16 protein-coding genes are annotated in these 17,530 nt (G+C 41.8%); 13 read left to right on the top strand and 3 right to left on the bottom strand.

The annotated features are described in order from the left end of the window. Window positions 1-11: 11 nt before the first annotated feature. From D8877_RS08840 to sdbB, 11 genes are all read left to right on the top strand, one after another. The gene (locus D8877_RS08840) at window positions 12-1,784 is read left to right on the top strand and encodes an ABC transporter ATP-binding protein (RefSeq protein ID WP_002912372.1); all 1,773 of its coding nucleotides are present in this window, start codon (window positions 12-14) and stop codon (window positions 1,782-1,784) included. Between the two features lie 61 nt (window positions 1,785-1,845). Further along, a complete protein-coding gene (locus tag D8877_RS08835; RefSeq protein ID WP_125337431.1) occupies window positions 1,846-2,400 on the top strand; it encodes a GNAT family N-acetyltransferase in 555 nt (184 codons plus the stop codon). 401 nt (window positions 2,401-2,801) lie between these two features. Then, window positions 2,802-4,130 (top strand): branched-chain amino acid transport system II carrier protein, encoded by a 1,329-nt coding sequence (gene brnQ, locus D8877_RS08830; RefSeq protein ID WP_125353080.1) that lies wholly within the window; start codon window positions 2,802-2,804, stop codon window positions 4,128-4,130. Between the two features lie 157 nt (window positions 4,131-4,287). Next, entirely contained in the window at window positions 4,288-4,998 is a 711-nt protein-coding gene (gene ccdA2 / locus D8877_RS08825; protein ID WP_002912377.1) for a thiol-disulfide oxidoreductase-associated membrane protein CcdA2, read from the top strand. Window positions 4,999-5,025: 27 nt separating this feature from the next. After that, window positions 5,026-5,346, top strand: coding sequence for a hypothetical protein (locus D8877_RS08820; RefSeq protein WP_125353078.1), 321 nt, complete (start codon window positions 5,026-5,028; stop codon window positions 5,344-5,346). A 70-nt stretch (window positions 5,347-5,416) separates the two neighbouring features. Then, a complete protein-coding gene (locus tag D8877_RS08815) occupies window positions 5,417-5,980 on the top strand; it encodes a redoxin family protein (protein WP_125353075.1) in 564 nt (187 codons plus the stop codon). A gap of 15 nt (window positions 5,981-5,995) precedes the next feature. Beyond that, complete coding sequence (gene msrB, locus D8877_RS08810) at window positions 5,996-7,105, top strand: peptide-methionine (R)-S-oxide reductase MsrB (RefSeq protein WP_002912381.1); 1,110 nt, start codon at window positions 5,996-5,998, stop codon at window positions 7,103-7,105. 59 nt (window positions 7,106-7,164) lie between these two features. Further along, window positions 7,165-7,899 carry a response regulator transcription factor gene (locus tag D8877_RS08805; RefSeq protein WP_002909786.1) on the top strand — a complete coding sequence of 245 codons (735 nt, stop codon included), beginning with the start codon at window positions 7,165-7,167 and terminating at the stop codon, window positions 7,897-7,899. After that, window positions 7,896-9,599, top strand: a complete 1,704-nt coding sequence (locus D8877_RS08800; RefSeq protein ID WP_125353073.1) for a cache domain-containing sensor histidine kinase — start codon at window positions 7,896-7,898, stop codon at window positions 9,597-9,599. The genes D8877_RS08805 and D8877_RS08800 overlap by 4 nt, the downstream gene beginning before the upstream one ends. Window positions 9,600-9,822: 223 nt before the next feature. Further along, the gene (gene ccdA2, locus D8877_RS08795) at window positions 9,823-10,530 is read left to right on the top strand and encodes a thiol-disulfide oxidoreductase-associated membrane protein CcdA2 (RefSeq protein WP_002913575.1); all 708 of its coding nucleotides are present in this window, start codon (window positions 9,823-9,825) and stop codon (window positions 10,528-10,530) included. Between the two features lie 14 nt (window positions 10,531-10,544). Continuing rightward, complete coding sequence (gene sdbB / locus D8877_RS08790; protein WP_125330330.1) at window positions 10,545-11,120, top strand: thiol-disulfide oxidoreductase-associated lipoprotein SdbB; 576 nt, start codon at window positions 10,545-10,547, stop codon at window positions 11,118-11,120. Between the two features lie 51 nt (window positions 11,121-11,171). Here sdbB and D8877_RS08785 read toward each other — a convergent pair whose 3' ends face one another. The 3 genes from D8877_RS08785 to D8877_RS08775 all read right to left on the bottom strand — a co-directional run bounded on the left by D8877_RS08785 (window position 11,172) and on the right by D8877_RS08775 (window position 14,145). Further along, on the bottom strand, window positions 11,172-12,416 hold the full coding sequence (locus tag D8877_RS08785) for an NAD(P)H-dependent oxidoreductase (protein ID WP_002895552.1): 1,245 nt from the start codon (window positions 12,414-12,416) through the stop codon (window positions 11,172-11,174). A gap of 17 nt (window positions 12,417-12,433) precedes the next feature. Continuing rightward, window positions 12,434-13,039: an NADPH-dependent FMN reductase gene (locus D8877_RS08780; RefSeq protein ID WP_060976397.1), complete on the bottom strand. Its 606-nt coding sequence runs from the start codon at window positions 13,037-13,039 to the stop codon at window positions 12,434-12,436. A 170-nt stretch (window positions 13,040-13,209) separates the two neighbouring features. Further along, window positions 13,210-14,145 carry an FAD:protein FMN transferase gene (locus D8877_RS08775; protein WP_125353070.1) on the bottom strand — a complete coding sequence of 312 codons (936 nt, stop codon included), beginning with the start codon at window positions 14,143-14,145 and terminating at the stop codon, window positions 13,210-13,212. A gap of 258 nt (window positions 14,146-14,403) precedes the next feature. Here D8877_RS08775 and nox point away from each other — a divergent pair, with 258 nt between their 5' ends. Then, window positions 14,404-15,780, top strand: a complete 1,377-nt coding sequence (nox, locus tag D8877_RS08770) for a H2O-forming NADH oxidase (protein ID WP_002897609.1) — start codon at window positions 14,404-14,406, stop codon at window positions 15,778-15,780. A 145-nt stretch (window positions 15,781-15,925) separates the two neighbouring features. Continuing rightward, a complete protein-coding gene (locus D8877_RS08765) occupies window positions 15,926-17,482 on the top strand; it encodes a H(+)/Cl(-) exchange transporter ClcA (protein ID WP_002912393.1) in 1,557 nt (518 codons plus the stop codon). The last annotated feature ends 48 nt before the right edge of the window (window positions 17,483-17,530 follow it).

Here is a 17,530-nt window from a genome sequence, read left to right as displayed (position 1 = left end):
AGGAGGCTGAAATGAAAAACACATCAAGTTTTGCTCGTCTGTGGAGCTACCTAAAAGTTTATAAATTTGCAGTCGCCTTTGCGATTTTCCTCAAAATCCTTAGCGTCATTATGAGTGTTGTCGAACCCTTTGTTTTAGGACTGGCCATTACAGAGTTGACAAATAATTTGCTGGATATGGCAAAGGGGGTAGCTGGTGCCCAGATTAATGTGTCCTATGTCGGCTGGGTCATGGTCTTGTATTTTGTGCGAGCGATTTTTTATGAAATCGGTTCTTACTATTCTAATTACTTTATGACCAATGCAGTACAGGCTACCATTCGTGACTTGCGAGATGAACTTAGTCATAAGATTAATCGTATTCCCGTTTCTTACTTTGATAAGCACCAATTTGGTGACTTGCTGGGGCGTTTTACCAGCGATGTCGAAGCTGTGTCCAATGCCTTGCAGCAGTCCTTTCTGCAGGTTATCAACGCAGTCTTTACTCTAATCTTGGTCATCGTCATGGTATTAGTACTCAATCTGCAGTTGGGTATCATTGTGGTAATTTCGATTCCGATTACCTACCTCAGTGCTCGCTTTATCGTGAAGAAATCCCAGCCTTACTTTAAACAGCAGGCAGATGCACTGGGAGCTATGAATGGCTTTGTTCAGGAAAATCTGACAGGCTTTAATATTTTGAAGCTCTATGTCAGAGAAGAAAGCTCCCAGGAGGATTTTCGTCAAATTACGCAAAATCTGCAGAAAGTAGGTTTTAAAGCCAGCTTTATCTCTGGTTTGATGATGCCTGTTTTGAATGTTATTTCAGATCTGACCTACCTCTTGCTGGCTCTGCTGGGCGGTCTTCAGGTTATCGCTGGGCGCTTGACAGTCGGGAATATGCAAGCCTTTGTTCAGTATGTCTGGCAGATTAATCAGCCCATTCAAAACCTGACTCAGTTAGCTGGTCAGCTGCAGAGTGCCAAGTCTTCTTTAGACCGGATTTTCCAAGTTCTGGACGAAGCAGATGAAGTAAATGATAGGACAGAAAAGCTGGATCAAGATCTGACAGGTCAGGTTAGCTTCAAGGATGTGGACTTCCAGTATGTGGCAGATAAGCCGCTTATTCGGAATTTCAATCTGGAAGTCAAACCTGGAGAGATGGTGGCTATTGTTGGTCCGACTGGTGCTGGTAAAACCACGCTGATTAACTTGCTCATGCGTTTCTACGATGTGACTAGAGGTGCGATTACAGTTGATGGGCATGACATACGCCATCTGTCCCGTCAGGACTACCGGAAACAGTTTGGTATGGTGCTGCAGGATGCCTGGCTTTATGAGGGGACTATCAAGGAAAATCTTCGCTTTGGCAATCTGCAAGCCACTGATGAAGAAATTGTAGAAGCGGCCAAGGCGGCTAATGTGGACCACTTTATTCGGACCTTGCCAGGCGGCTACAATATGGAAATGAACCAAGAATCCAGCAATATCTCGCTGGGGCAGAAGCAGTTGCTTACGATTGCGAGGGCTCTTTTGGCCAATCCTAAGATTCTGATTTTGGATGAAGCGACCTCATCTGTCGATACACGGCTGGAGCTCTTGATTCAGAAAGCTATGAAAACACTCATGCAGGGTCGGACCAGTTTTGTCATTGCTCACCGACTGTCGACCATTCAGGAAGCAGATAAGATTTTGGTGCTCAAGGATGGTCAGATTATCGAACAAGGCAATCATGAGAGTCTCTTGGCTGATAAAGGATTTTATTATGACCTTTATCAGAGTCAATTTTCTAAAAAAGCGGAATAAGCTTGATAATGCTTGCTAAATATTTTGACAACTGCTAGAATATAAGCAAAGTGAGGTAGCAATGTCTTTAACGAGTCAAATTATTACAGCAGAATTTCATGATTTGGATAAGGTTGAGACCTTAAACCGCGAGGCTTTTCCTGTAGAGGAAAGGGTTCCTATCAGCGAATTTCTTCGTTATACAAACGATAAGCGGTCTCATTTCTTTGCCTTCTACAATGAGGAAGAATTTGTTGGTTTTGCTTTTGCAGTTTATAACGAAAAAATGTTCTATGTCAGCTTCTTTGCGATTATGCCGCACCTTCGCAGCCATGGCTATGGGGGAGAAATTATTCATAAGCTGACAGAGTTTTATCAAAAAACCATGGTTCTGGAGGTAGAACGTGTCGATGAGGAATGTGACAATCTAGAGCAACGTCAAGCACGTATGGACTTCTATAAGCGTAATGGCTTTCGAACGACCAATGCCTTTCTGGAATATGAAGGATTAAGCTTTGAAATCTTGTATTTGGGACATCATTTTGATGAGGAGGCTTATCGAGATATTTTCCATATGCTGCAAGAGAAGAACTTCTTTGAATTCGAAATTAAGCACAGAAGATTTAGCGATGTATAAAGAGTGCTAAATGATTTATAGCCATTTTTAAAAGGTTGAGACTTCCTATCTCAACCTTTTTACTATGAAAAATCTCTTTTATTTTGTTTTGGATCAGGAAGGACAATATTGTATTTTTCTCGCATTCAGCAACAGTAGATTATGTCTGCTTAAAGAAAGTAAACCATCAAAAAAAGATAGAGATAGGTTGGTGAAGTGTACGATTTAAAACAAACTTATTTATATTACTTTAAAATAAGCCTTAAATCTGTGGATAAGTCAGGAATTTGCTAAAAATCTTCAAAAATATTTCGATTTATTTCGTTTTTTAAACTAACTTACCGTGAAAAGTTAAAAGTGTTGCGGAGCGGGCTATTTACGTATATAATGATAAAGCATGAAAAATTAAAAAGGAGATTCTCGTGATTAAAAAAGGTGCTTTGACAGGTTTGCTCCTGTTTGGAATGTTTTTCGGTGCTGGAAACTTGATCTTCCCGCCTTCACTTGGAACATTATCTGGTCAGCATTTTTGGCCAGCTATTGCAGGATTTGTCTTGTCTGGGGTTGGACTTGCTGTTCTGACTTTGATTATCGGAACGCTCAATCCCAAGGGCTATATTCACGAGATTTCTCAGAAGATTGCGCCTTGGTTTGCTATTGTCTATCTTGTAGCCTTGTATCTGTCAATCGGGCCCTTCTTTGCTATCCCGCGGACTGCGACGGTGGCATATGAAGTTGGTATTGCTCCTATGCTGTCTAAAAATATGACAGGTATCGGGTTGATTGTTTTCACGACCCTTTACTTTGCGTCTGCTTATCTGATTTCTTTGAATCCATCTAAGATTTTGGATCGGATTGGACGTATTCTGACGCCGGTTTTTGCAGTTTTGATTATCATCTTAGTCATTTTAGGGGCTTTGAAATACGGAACAACGACACCTCAGCAGGCTTCGGAAGCTTATTTAGCGTCAGCTTTTGGGCAAGGGTTCTTGGAAGGTTATAATACTTTAGATGCCTTGGCTTCCGTGGCTTTCAGCGTAATCGCAGTAACAACTCTTAATCAGCTAGGTTTCAAGAACAAAAAGGAATATGTTTCAACCATCTGGGTTGTTGGTTTGATGGTAGCGTTGGGCTTTAGCGCCATGTATATCGGTTTGGCTTTTCTGGGCAATCATTTCCCAGTTCCAGCTGAGATTATTTCCAAAGGCAATCCTGGTGTTTATGTCCTATCGCAGGCGACACAGGCTATCTTTGGACCTACAGCACAGATTTTCCTTGCAGCTATGGTCACTGTGACTTGCTTCACCACAACAGCGGGACTTATTGTATCAACTGGGGAATTCTTCCATAAAACTTTCCCTAAGGTATCTTATAAAGTTTACGCAACTGTCTTTACTTTTATTGGGTTTGCGATTGCCAATCTTGGTCTCAATGCCATTATTCAATATTCTGTTCCAGTCTTGCAAATTCTCTATCCAATTACCATTGTTATCGTGCTGATTGTCATTGTCAACAAATTCTTGCCACTGTCCAAAATCGGTATGCAAGTGACGGTGGCAGCAGTGACTCTGATTTCCTTTGCGGGTATTCTTGGGCAGCAGTTCCATATTACAAAAGTAAATGATATGGTAAATTCCCTTCCGTTTGCTCAGGCTTCCCTGCCTTGGTTGGTGCCAGCTCTAGTTGGAATCCTACTTTCTCTCTTTTTGCCCAACAAGCAGAAGAGTGAGCGTTTTGAGATGGAGAGCTAATAGATAACATCCACCACAATGTGGTGGATGTTTTTGCCAAATCCAGAAATCTCAAGCAATATAACATCAAATTCAAGTTTTTTCAAATCTTTCTCTCTATTTTTAGGGGGATTTTTATTTTATACTAGAGTCAGAAATTGATAGAGAGGTTTTTGAAATGGCAACAAGTTTTTTGTTCTTTATTTCTGTTTTTCTGGCGGGGATTCTATCTTTTTTCTCGCCCTGTATTTTACCACTTATGCCAGTCTATGTGGGGATTTTGCTGGATTCGGATCAGCCGAAAACGGTTCGGTTTATGGGAAAAGATATTTCCTGGTATGGTCTAGCTAAGACTCTCTGCTTTATAGCTGGCTTATCAACTGTATTCTTAGTTTTGGGCTATGGAGCTGGCGCTCTAGGGCAAGTCCTCTATGCCCCTTGGTTTCGCTACGTTTTGGGCGGGATTGTCATTCTACTGGGAATCCACCAGATGGGGATCATCAATATCCAGCAGCTGCAAAAGCAAAAGAGCATCCAACTTAAAAAGAATAGTAAAAGAAGTGACTTTCTTAACGCTTTTCTCTTGGGTATTACCTTTAGCTTTGGTTGGACTCCCTGTGTGGGACCTGTTCTAAGTTCTGTTTTAGCAATTGCAGCTTCTGGGGGCAACGGCGCTCTTCAGGGAGGCTTGCTTATGTTGGTTTATACACTTGGATTAGCCCTTCCATTTCTAGCAATGGCTTTGGCTTCCGGCTGGGTAGTACAGCGCTTTGCAAAACTCAAACCTTATATGGGAACACTTAAGAAAATCGGCGGTGCACTCATCATTCTCATGGGAATTTTGTTAATGCTTGGAAATCTAAACGTTTTAGCATCATTATTTGGATAAATATTATATAATTAAAGGAGAAACATCATGAAAAAAATCACTACACTTACAATCGCTGCACTTAGTATCTTTGTCCTAGCTGCCTGCTCTAATCAAAAATCAGATTCTGATATGAAGAAGATGGATGACAGCAGCATGATGAAGAAAGACGATATGAAAAAAGACGACATGAAGAAGGAGGATATGAAAGACTCCAGCATGTCTGATGATAAAATGAAAAAGGATGATATGAAGGACTCTTCTATGATGTCCGACAGTAATTCTGACATGAAAGATGATATGAAATCAAGCGATTCGAGCATGAAGGATGACATGAAAGATTCATCCGAAATGTCATCTGACAAATAAGAATTCCACCATAGGAAAGAAAGTCGTCAGTTTTGTCGGCTTTCTCCTTATTTTGAAAGGAAAGAAAACGATGAAGAAGTTATCAATATTGACTGTCAGTCTGCTTTGTATCGGCTTATTGGGGGCCTGTTCAAATCAGAAAATGAACTCGGAACTTTCTAAAAGTGATAAAAGCAATATGCAAACAAAAGCAGATTCTGGGCAATCTACCAAGATGGCCAAGGACTTTAGTCTGCAAGGAGTGGACGGCAAGACCTACAAGCTGTCTGATTTCAAAGGCAAGAAAGTATATTTAAAGTTTTGGGCTTCTTGGTGCTCTATCTGCCTATCTACACTTGGTGATACTAATGATTTAGCTAAGGAGCAGTCAGGAAAAGATTATGTTGTCCTGTCGGTGGTGTCTCCGACTTTTAACGGAGAAAAGTCTGCCGATGATTTCAAGGAATGGTACAAGTCTTTGGATTACAAAGACTTCCCAGTTCTCATGGATACTAAGGGAGAATTGCTGAAAGAATACGGGATTCGCTCTTATCCATCTGCACTTTTCGTAGGCAGCGACGGTTCTCTTGCCAAGACGCATATTGGCTACATGAGCAAGGAAGATATTGAGAAAACATTGAAAGAAATCAAGTAAAAAGGAGCAATAAACATGGAAGGAAAATGGAAAATTCTTCTGGTTCTTCTTGGCTTGCTTGTCTGCTTTGGACTGGTCTATGTGATTGCAGGGAATGGTAAGCAATCGTCACCTGAACAGATTAAGAAAGCTTCAATGAGCAAGACAGAAGCGGTAGCCAAACAAAAGACAGAAGATGTCAAGGAAGAGGACAAAAGGGAGATTTATCTGGCTGGTGGCTGTTTCTGGGGTGTAGAAGAGTATTTCTCTAGAGTACCAGGTGTCATTGATGCTGAGTCTGGCTATGCCAACGGTAAGGGAGACACGACAAAGTATGAATTAGTCTCTCAAACTGGTCACGCTGAGACTGTTCACATCACTTACAACGCCAAAAAAATCTCTCTCAAAGAAATTCTGCTGCATTATTTCCGCATCATTGATCCAACTTCTAAAAACAAGCAGGGAAATGATCAGGGTACTCAGTACCGGACAGGTGTTTATTATAAGGATGAAGCTGATCTAGATACGATTAACCAGGTCTTTGATGAGGTTGCTAAGAAATATGATAAGCCTTTAGCTGTTGAAAAAGAACCTCTGAAAAACTTTATCAAAGCAGAAGATTATCATCAGGATTACCTAAAAAAGAATCCTAATGGATATTGCCATATCGATGTCAATCAAGCTGCTTACCCTGTTATCGAAGCTAGTCGCTATCCAAAGCCTAGCGATGAAGAGATTAAGGCTAAGCTCTCGCCAGAAGAATACGCAGTCACACAAAAGAATGACACAGAGCGGGCCTTTTCTAACCGCTATTGGGATAAGTTTGATGCTGGTATCTATGTGGATGTTGTGACAGGTGAGCCTCTTTTTTCATCAAAGGATAAGTTTGACTCAGGCTGCGGTTGGCCCAGTTTCACACGCCCTATCAGTCCAGATGTTGCGACTTACAAAGAAGACAAGAGTTTCAACATGACACGGACAGAAGTTCGCAGTCGGGTTGGAAATTCACATCTGGGCCATGTTTTCACAGACGGTCCTAAGGACAAGGGCGGCTTACGCTATTGTATTAATAGTTTGTCAATCAAGTTCATTCCCAAAGCTGAAATGGAGGAGAAGGGCTACGGTTATCTTTTGGATTATGTTTAAGAGCATTTTGATTGAAAATTTGCTATAATAAATCCAGTAAAAATAAGGAGTTGAATCTGGTGTATTCAATTATGATTGTAGAGGATGAGTATCTGGTAAGACAGGGGATTGCGTCCTTGGTAGACTATGAACAGTTTGGCATGCAAGTCATTGCCCAGGCTGAAAATGGAAGAGAAGCTTGGCAGAAATTTCAGGAAAATCCTGCTGATATCCTGCTGACCGATATCAACATGCCACAGATGAACGGCCTCGAACTGGCCAAGCTAGTCAGGGACCAGGCTCCTAAGTGCCATATCGTTTTTCTGACGGGCTATGATGATTTTGACTATGCTCGGACCGCCATTAAACTAGGCGCCGATGACTATCTTCTCAAGCCATTTTCCAAAGATGATGTTGAGGAAATGTTGGCCAAGGTGCAGACTAAGCTTGATAAGGAACGAAAAAAAGCCCAGATTCAAAACTTGGTTGATCAGGGACAGCGCTCTGAGTTGGAAGAGGCTATTCACGCGCGTCTAGCTGATTCAGAATTAAGTCTGAAAAGTTTAGCTTTCCAATTGGGGTTTAGTCCGTCCTATCTTAGCGTTCTTATCAAAAAAGAACTAGGCTTGCCCTTTCAAGATTATCTGATCCAAGAGCGGATGAAAAAAGCAAAACTCTTACTCCTGACTACAGATTTGAAGATTTATGAAATAGCAGAGCAGGTAGGTTTTGAAGATATGAACTATTTTTCTCAGCGCTTCAAGCAGGTGGTTGGGCTGACGCCTCGGCAGTTTAAAAAAGGAGAGGAGAAATGAAACGATATCCGCTTCTTATCCAATTGATTGTCTATATTTTTCTGCTGGTCCTTTTACTCTTGGGGTTTGTTGGAAGCCTCTACTATCAGACTAGCTCGGGGACTATTCGGCAGCTGACAGAGCGGACGACGCGTAATAGTATGGAGCAAAGCGGGCAGTTCATTGCTTCTTATTTGCAAAAATTAAAACAAACCACCTCCACACTGAGCAAGGAAGAAACGATTCGGAAGTTTGCTCAGAATCAAGAAAGCAGCGAAACGTCAGTACAGGCTTTGATGAAAACCATTATTGAGACAGATCCGGATTTGGTGTCAGCAGTATTGGTTACCAAGGACGGGCGCGTGGTCTCAACAGATTCTCAAATCAGCATGCAGACATCCTCTGATATGATGAATGAAAATTGGTATCAGGAAGCTGTCCATACCAAAGCCATGCCTGTCTTGACTCCTGCTCGCAAGGAGTCTCTATCATCAGAGAAGGAGAAGTGGGTTGTTTCCGTCACTCAGGAAGTAGTGGATGAAGCAGGGCAGAATCTCGGTGTTTTGCGACTAGATATCGGCTATAAGAGTCTCAAAGCCTATCTGGATCGGCTTCAGCTAGGGAAGAAGGGCTTTAGTTTTATTGTCAATAGCCAACATGAATTTGTCTATCATCCTAAGAAAAGTGTTTATTCATCCAGTCAGGAAATGAAAGCTATGCAACCCTATATCTCGGTCAAGGATGGTTACGCAGACCAGAAGCAGGCGTTTGTCTACCAGATTGATATCGCGGACAGCGACTGGACTTTAATTGGCGTTGCCTCTTTAGAGCAATTGCAAATGCTTCAGTCACAAATGCTTTATTCTTTTGTGGGAATGGGCATTTTAGCACTCCTGATGTGCTTGACTGGTATTTGGTTTGTTCTGCGTTTGTGGATTAAGCCTCTGCAGAATCTGCAGACTGTCATTCTGAAGATTGGCTCGGGCGACTCAAACCTTCGGGCAGAAGCAAAGGGTTCTCCAGAGTTGGTTGACTTGGCTCAGCAATTCAATAAAATGTTGGACCAAATTGAACAACTAATGGAAGCTGTCAAGACTGAAGAACAAAATGTCCGACGCTATGAGCTCCGAGCTCTTTCAGCTCAAATCAACCCCCATTTCCTTTATAATACCTTGGATACGATTGTCTGGATGGCTGAATTTAACGACAGCAAGCGTGTTGTTGAGGTAACAAAATCACTCGCTCAGTATTTCCGCTTGGCACTCAATCAAGGGCATGAACAGATTTCTCTCAAAGATGAGATTGATCACGTTCGTCAGTATCTCTTTATCCAGAAGCAGCGCTATGGTGACAAGCTCCAATATGAGATTGAAGAGGATGAATCTATAGCTGATTATAAACTACCCAAGCTGGTACTTCAGCCTTTGGTTGAAAATGCCATCTACCATGGCATCAAGGAAATTGACCGACAAGGCATGATTCGGGTGACATCGGTAGCAGAAGAGGGGCGGCTGATACTGTCTATCTATGATAACGGCCGAGGCTTTGATGTCAACGCCTCTATGGATGCGACTCTCCTTCGCTTAGGTGGGGTTGGTCTGAAAAATGTTGATCAACGCTTAAGATTGCAGTTCGGAGACGACTACCATATGGAAATCCAGTCCGAACCAGATAAATTTACCCAGATTAGTCTTTATTTACCGCTAGTTACAGATGATTAGGTCTATTAAGTTTTAAAATATTCAAGCCGGTAGAATTTTCTCCGGCTTTTTACTGTTTGAAAAAAATGAACTAGATTTGCTGTTCATCAAGCGAATTTTTCTCTTTTCCGAGCTACATAATGTTTACCAGAAAATTACCGTAGCGGATTTGTGAAAAATCCATAAGATTCATTTATAATGATAAATGAATGAATATCCTAGGTAAGGAGTTAGAGGAGAGTAAATGGAGTCACCTTTATTTTTTGTTTCAGTTTTTTTAGCGGGTATTTTGTCCTTCTTTTCCCCTTGTATTTTTCCCTTATTGCCGGTTTATATTGGCATTTTGTTGGATGACAAGGAGGTCAAGACCCTGAAAGTATTTGGCCGGGAGCTTGCTTGGCAGGGCATGGTTAGAACGCTCTTTTTCATTGCGGGTATCTCGACAGTCTTCTTTTTGCTAGGCTTTGGAGCAGGTTTTCTAGGAACTATTATTTACAGTTCGACCTTTCGTTATGTGATGGGCGGCCTCATCATTCTGCTAGGTCTGCACCAGATGGAGCTTATTAATATTCGCCAGTTACAGATTCAAAAGAGCTTGACTTTCAAAAAGAACGGTCAGAAACATCATTTTTGGTCTGCTTTCTTACTGGGGATTACCTTTAGCTTTGGCTGGACTCCTTGTATTGGTCCGATTCTCAGCTCAGTCTTAGCCTTAGCGGCTTCGGGTGGGAATGGTGCATTTCAGGGAGCAATTTTGACCTTGATTTACACTTTGGGAATGGCCCTGCCTTTCCTAATTCTAGCTTTGGCGTCTAGCTTTGTTATGCAGTATTTTAATAAAATCAAGCCTTATATGGGCTTGATGAAGAAAATCGGCGGAGCCCTGATTATTCTGATGGGAATTCTGCTGATGCTAGGACAGCTCAACGCCCTGTCTGGACTTTTTGGATAAAAGGAGAAAGAAATATGAAAAAATTCGTTACGTTATTAGCAACTGTGTCAGCTGTAGCCTTTTTGGCAGCCTGCTCGGAACAGGAAGAGAAGCCTATGACTATGCCCACAACCAGCAGCTCATCTAGTGAGGCTGCTCAGACAAGTACTGTCACCCAAGCAGCTGTCGGTCAAGAGGCGCCTGACTTTACTCTGCAATCTATGGATGGAAAAACAGTCAAACTTTCTGACTATAAAGGCAAGAAGGTTTATTTAAAATTCTGGGCTTCTTGGTGTGGACCTTGTAAGAAAAGTATGCCAGAATTGGTCGAATTAGCTGGTAAAACAGATCGTGATTTTGAAATTTTGACAGTTGTAGCACCAGGCCTCCAAGGAGAGAAATCTGCCGAGGAATTCCCAAAATGGTATCAAGAACAAGGTTATAAAGATGTACCAGTTCTATTTGACACTTCGGGAGAAATTTTCCAAGCCTATCAGATTCGTAGCATCCCAACTGAAATCCTCATTGACAGTCAAGGGAAAATTGGGAAAATCCAGTTTGGCGCTATCAGTAATGCTGATGCAGAAGCAGCTTTCAAGGAAATGAAATAAAGCGAAAAAAGAATGGACTTATGATCCATTCTTTTTTAGTTTGTAAGGTAATTAAGCGCTAGCACCTGATGTCGCATCGGCTCCTCCATCTCCATGACCTCCATCGCCTCCAGCATCAGAAGCACCAGAAGTAGCGTCTGCGTCTCCATGACCTCCGGCAGGAGCAAATGGTCCGCTGCCTCCAACCAAACGTTGACCAGTTTCTTTTAAGTACCAGTCAAGCCATGGTTGGAAATTAAAGACGATTTCATTGATTCCTGCGTATGATCCGTCAGGATAGTACATAGCTTGGTAGTTGTGGGTATTGATAACGCCTGCAGGTGAACCTGGGACAATTGTCCGTACGTATTCTTGGTTTCCGTTGCGAAGTGTTCCGATAACCCACTCTACATTCTTCATCCGAGCTGGTGGAAGAGAACCATGAACAGTTGACATGCGGCTACCTGATTGAGGTGGCACACGTTTGGCAAACATGGTGTCTGGGTCTTGGTGGGCGTTGTTGTAGTAGAGGAATTGGTTGTTATCGTCAGCATATGTCAATTCAAATGGCATAGCTTTCAAGAACATATCAATTTGATTAACAGTCAAGATGCCATGGTCGAGTTTGACATAAGTATCACCAGAAACAGCTCCAGTGATTTCAGCGACCTTTTCTACCCATTCTGGATCATCTGGATCAACTTCTGTAATTGTTGTAGCGATTGGTTTTCCGCAATCTAAGTCTTCAGGTTCAATTGGTTTTGGTTTTTTCAATTTTGAAACCACCTCTACATATTTGATAAAGTTATCTAAGCATGTTTCAAGGAAATTCACAGTTCCTTCGTTGGTGATATTGCCATCATTGTCAAAAGCCTCCTTGGCTTTGCCCAGCAGGAATTCATTGCCTGGAAGAGTGTAAGCATTGACACCAGGAGCGTCTAGGATTTTACGCAGGTGAACTTGAGCACGAGAAGTTCCTTGATCGTAGTATGATGCACCGACGATCATGACAGGCTTGTTTTCGAAAGGATGAACCTCGTAAGAGAGCCATTCTAAGACACTCTTCAAAGGAGCGCTGATAGTATGATTGTGCTCAGGGGTTGCGATGATAACACCATCTGCACGTGTAATTTTGTTATACAAATAACGCAACTGGAAGCTTTCATCCCATTTTTCATCCTGGTTAAACATTGGGACTTCATCGATTTCTAAGACTTCCAATTCAAATTTAATTTTGAACTGACGACGGATGAATTCCAATAATTTTCGGTTATATGATTGTTCGTAGTTTGATCCTACAATTCCAACAAATTTCATTCTTTCGGTCTCCTATCTTACAATTTTTCCCAGTTAAATTCTTCAGCATCTTTGCGAAGCAATTCTTGTGCGTTACGCAATTTTTCCGTGATTTTGACAAAGATACGGAAGTCATCAAAGATAGCATCCAATTTTTTGACAACGTCAAGATCTACCAAGTCTCCGCTTTGGTCAAAAGATTGAAGAGAATGTGAAAGCAAGAACTCATCTGGAAGTACATTTGCCTTGATTTCTGGAGCGTTCAAAATTTGACGGAGCTGCAACTGGGCACGAGAGGAGCCAAGTGTACCATAAGAAGCACCAGTGATCATGACCGGCTTGTTCAGCAGTGGATAGATACCATAAGAAAGCCAAGCTAGAGCATTCATAAGCACAGCTGGAATAGAGTGGTCGTACTCAGGTGTACCAATAAGTACGCCATCCGCTGCATCGATTTTTTCTGCGATTTCTGATACCAACTCAGGGACGTTTCTGTCAGCAGGTTTATTAAACATTGGGATATCTTTAATCTCTACCAGCTCGATTTCAGCCTTGTCAGCAAAGTGCTTAGACATATATTGAAGAAGTTGCCGGTTTGTAGAACGTTTAGAATTTGTTCCAACAATTGCAATAAGTTTTAACATAAAATTTCCTTTCTGAAATGAAGATACAAATCCCTCGTAGGTGCAGTTATTTTTCTTTAGGGAGGTAAAAACCATAAGAAAGAGAGGGCGTTTTAAATGGGCATTGTTTATAAAAGCTAGAGCGATAGAAGTACCGCTTAGTGAGGCAGAAAATTCATCGCTTTTGAGAATTAAGAAGTAGGAACTATCTGTTCTAAAAGGCCTGAGCTACAGAAGAGCTGATCATCTTGGGTGATAATCAATGCTTCAATCCCTGACTGCTGTTCAATCTGGGACAGAATCGATGTCGGACTTTCACCAAATAGACGAGTCGTCCAGATTTCGCCATCTACCGACTTGTCTGAAACAATGGTCAGACTAGCCAATTGATTTTCGATAGGATAGCCTGTTTTGCGATCCAGAATGTGATGGTAGTTCTGCCCTTCAACTGTAAGAGTTCGCTCGTAGATTCCTGATGTAACCACTGACTGATTGGTGACCGCTAGTATAGCTGAGTGATTGCCGCGTGACAACTTGGGATTTTGAATGCCAATTCGCCAGGCACGCTGGCTGACTGCATTTTGCCCAATCGTTAGGACATTGCCACCAAGATTGATAAGAGCAGAAGTCACTCCCTGACTCAGCAAATAGTCCTTAATCTTATCAGCGATATAGCCTTTAGCCAAGGCACCTAAATCCAACTTCATGCCTTTCTTAGTCAAAAAGACACTACAATCTTCTGGATTCAACTCAAGCAAGTTTGGGTCAGTCAAGCACAGAGCATGTTGAATCTCCTCCCTACTTGGGAGACGGGCGTCTGAAAATCCTATCCGCCAGGTCTGGACGAGAGGGCCAATCGTAATATTTAAGTGGCTATCTTCTGCTAGGCTGTGATATTTTCCTAGCTCAATCAGCTCAAAAAGCTCTGGATGAACTGAGACGCTTTCAATTCCTGCCAGATGATTGATACTCATCAGTTCAGTGTCTTCATCATTGGCGCTGAAGCGATTTTTATAGACATGAAGCAGTTGGACTGCCTCATCTAAGAGTATTTCTGCTCGCTCATGACAGAGAGATATGCAAATCGTACTCCCCATCAAATGGAGTGAGCGAGAAGCAAAGTCCACATTATCACAACCTTTCTAAAATTAACCTCTCTAACCTTATTATATCAAAAAGATACCGGTTTCACAATCTTAAAATTGTTATATTTTCAGAAAATTAACTTTTATAAAAAGCAGTATTTTCGAAGCGATTAGGCAGCAGTAGTACAGCTTTTTAGGCTGTATAAAAATTTTTGAAAATCTCGAGCAAATTTCTTGTAAACGCTCACAGGAGATGATATACTGTTCTAGTAAATTATAAATTAAGGTAGGACTATTCTTATGAGTAAAATCGTTGTAGTTGGTGCAAACCACGCAGGTACAGCGTGTATTAATACAATGTTGGATAATTATGGTGCAGAAAATGAAGTAGTTATTTTTGACCAAAACTCAAACATTTCATTCTTGGCATGCGGAATGGCCCTTTGGATTGGACAGCAAATCAGCAAGCCAGATGGACTTTTTTATGCAGATAAAGAAACTTTTGAAGCAAAAGGCGCAAAAGTTTATATGAATTCACCAGTTGAGTCAATTGATTATGATGCGAAAAAAGTTACAGCTATTGTAGACGGTAAAGAGCATGTAGAGTCATATGACAAATTGATTTTGGCAACAGGTTCTCAGCCAATTCTGCCTCCTATTAAAGGTGCTGAGATGGATCCTAACAGTCGCGAATTTAAGTCAACCTTGGAAAATCTGCAGTTTGTTAAACTGTATCAAAATGCTGCAGATGTTATTGAGAAATTGCAAGACAAGAGCAAACATATCGAACGTGTGGCAGTAGTAGGTGCTGGCTACATTGGGGTTGAGTTGGCAGAAGCCTTCAAGCGCCTAGGTAAAGAAGTGATTCTGATTGACGTTGTGGATACTTGCTTGGCAGGTTACTATGACCACGACTTGTCTGAAATGATGCGTCAAAACCTTGAAGACAATGGTGTTCAATTAGCCTTCGGCCAAACTGTTCAAGCTATTGAAGGTGAAAACAAGGTAGAACGTATTGTAACAGATAAGGCTAGCTATGATGTAGATATGGTTGTCTTGGCAGTTGGTTTCCGTCCAAACACTGGTCTTGGTGCTGGCAAGTTGGAAACATTCCGCAATGGTGCTTTCTTGGTGGATAAGAAGCAAGAAACTAGCATCAAAGATGTTTATGCAATTGGTGACTGTGCGACTGTCTACGATAATTCTATCAATGATACTAACTACATCGCCTTGGCTTCTAACGCCCTGCGCTCTGGTATTGTAGCAGCTCATAATGCTTGCGGACATGAATTGGAGTCTAATGGTGTTCAAGGTTCTAACGGTATCGAAATCTTTGGTTTGAAGATGGTTTCAACTGGTCTAACTGAAGAAAAAGCAAAACGCTTTGGTTACAGCCCAGCTGTAGTCGAGTTTAAAGATACTCAAAAACCAACCTTCCTTGAAAAAGTTGAACACCACGATGTTACAATTAAGATTGTTTATGATAAGGACACGCGTGTAGTTCTTGGAGCTCAGATGGTTTCTAGAGAAGATATGTCTATGGGTATTCACATGTTCTCATTGGCTATTCAGGAAAAAGTTACAATTGATAAATTGGCCTTGCTGGATCTTTTCTTCCTGCCACACTTCAACAAACCGTACAACTACATTACTCAAGCAGCTTTGAAAGCAAAATAAGAAAGTAATTAAGTCTGGGACAATTCCTAGACTTTTTTGTATAGAGCCTTTAAAAAAATGAAAGAAGAAATTTATATTTCATCTGTTTATCAGGCCTGCTTTGTGCTAGAATAGTGGTAAAGTAACTATTTAGAGGAGATTGGCAATGGCAAAAGAGTCTATCTCGCAAGAGGACGATATTAAGAGAGAATTTAACTTCACAACTCATTCGATTATTTCCCAGGTTTTGCGAGGTGTCTTAGTTGGGATTTTTGCTGGACTGGTAGTCGGGATTTTCCGCTTTCTGATTGAAAAAATCTTTCATTTAGTGCAGGATGTCTACCATAGGAGTCAGCAGTCTTTGCTTTGGTTACTGGCCTTGGTGTTCTTTTATGCTTTCATCGTCTTTCTCAACGCTCGCTGGGTAAAGTCGGAGAAAAACATTAAGGGGTCAGGGATTCCGCAGGTTGAAGCAGAGCTGAAAGGCCTGATGTCACTTTCTTGGTGGAGTGTTCTCTGGAAGAAGTTTGTATTGGGGATTTTAGCCATTTCTAGCGGTCTGATGTTGGGTCGAGAAGGACCAAGTATTCAGCTAGGCGCTATGAGCGGCAAAGGCGTCTCTAAATTTCTGAATTTGAGTGCTGCTGAGGAGAGAGCGCTCATTGCTAGCGGTGCAGCAGCAGGCTTAGCAGCAGCTTTTAATGCACCAATCGCAGGCCTGCTTTTCGTAGTAGAAGAGGTTTACCGTCATTTTTCACGCTTTTTCTGGGTTTCTACGCTGGCGGCCAGTCTAGTTGCTAACTTTGTCTCACTCTCCATGTTTGGCCTAACGCCAGTGCTGGACATGCCGGATAATATCCCGGTCATGAAGCTGGAGCAGTATTGGATTTACCTAGTCATGGGCTTGCTGCTAGGTTTGTCAGGTTATATTTATGAGAAAGTCATTTTGAATATTCAGCAGGTTTACCAGTTTTTGGGGCGCTTGTTTCGAATTTCAGAAGCTTATTATCCTATTCTGGCCTTTGCCTTGATTATTCCGATTGGTTATTTCCTGCCTCACTTGCTGGGCGGGGGCAATCAGTTGATTTTATCTTTGACTGCTAGTCATTATACTGTGGGAACCTTGCTCTTATTTTTTGTTCTGCGTTTTATCTGGAGCATGCTGAGTTACGGAAGCGGGCTACCAGGTGGTATTTTTCTGCCTATCCTTGCTCTGGGTTCACTTCTGGGCGGAGCAATGGGGGCAGTCTGTCTTCAGTTAGGTTTGATTTCTCAGGAGCAATTTCCGATTTTCATTATTCTGGGCATGAGTGGCTACTTTGGAGCTATTTCCAAGGCTCCACTGACAGCTATGATTCTGGTCACAGAGATGGTCGGTGACATCCGTAATCTCATGCCGCTGGGACTGGTCACTCTGACTGCTTACATTATCATGGATCTGCTAAAAGGAGCGCCAGTCTATGAAGCCATGCTGGAAAAAATGTTGCCAGATAGTATCGAGGACCAAGGAGATACTACTTTAATTGAAATCCCTGTTTCTGAAAAGATTGCTGGTCGGCAGGTGCATGAGCTAAACTTGCCTGATGGGGTCTTGATTACCATGAATGTCCACAAGGGAAAGACTCAAACGGTCAATGGTAGCACGCGACTCTATCTAGGAGATACGATTTACTTGGTGCTGAAAAAGACGGAAATCGGAAAAATCAAAGAAGAGCTGCTTTAATGGTCTTAATATACAGTTTTTGATTAAATTGTCAGACAATTTCTTGAA

It is taken from the genome of Streptococcus sanguinis (assembly GCF_003943735.1).
Classification (GTDB): domain Bacteria; phylum Bacillota; class Bacilli; order Lactobacillales; family Streptococcaceae; genus Streptococcus; species Streptococcus sanguinis_E.
The sequence above is the reverse complement of the archived record's forward strand: the minus strand, read 5'-3'. Positions and strand labels throughout refer to the sequence as shown.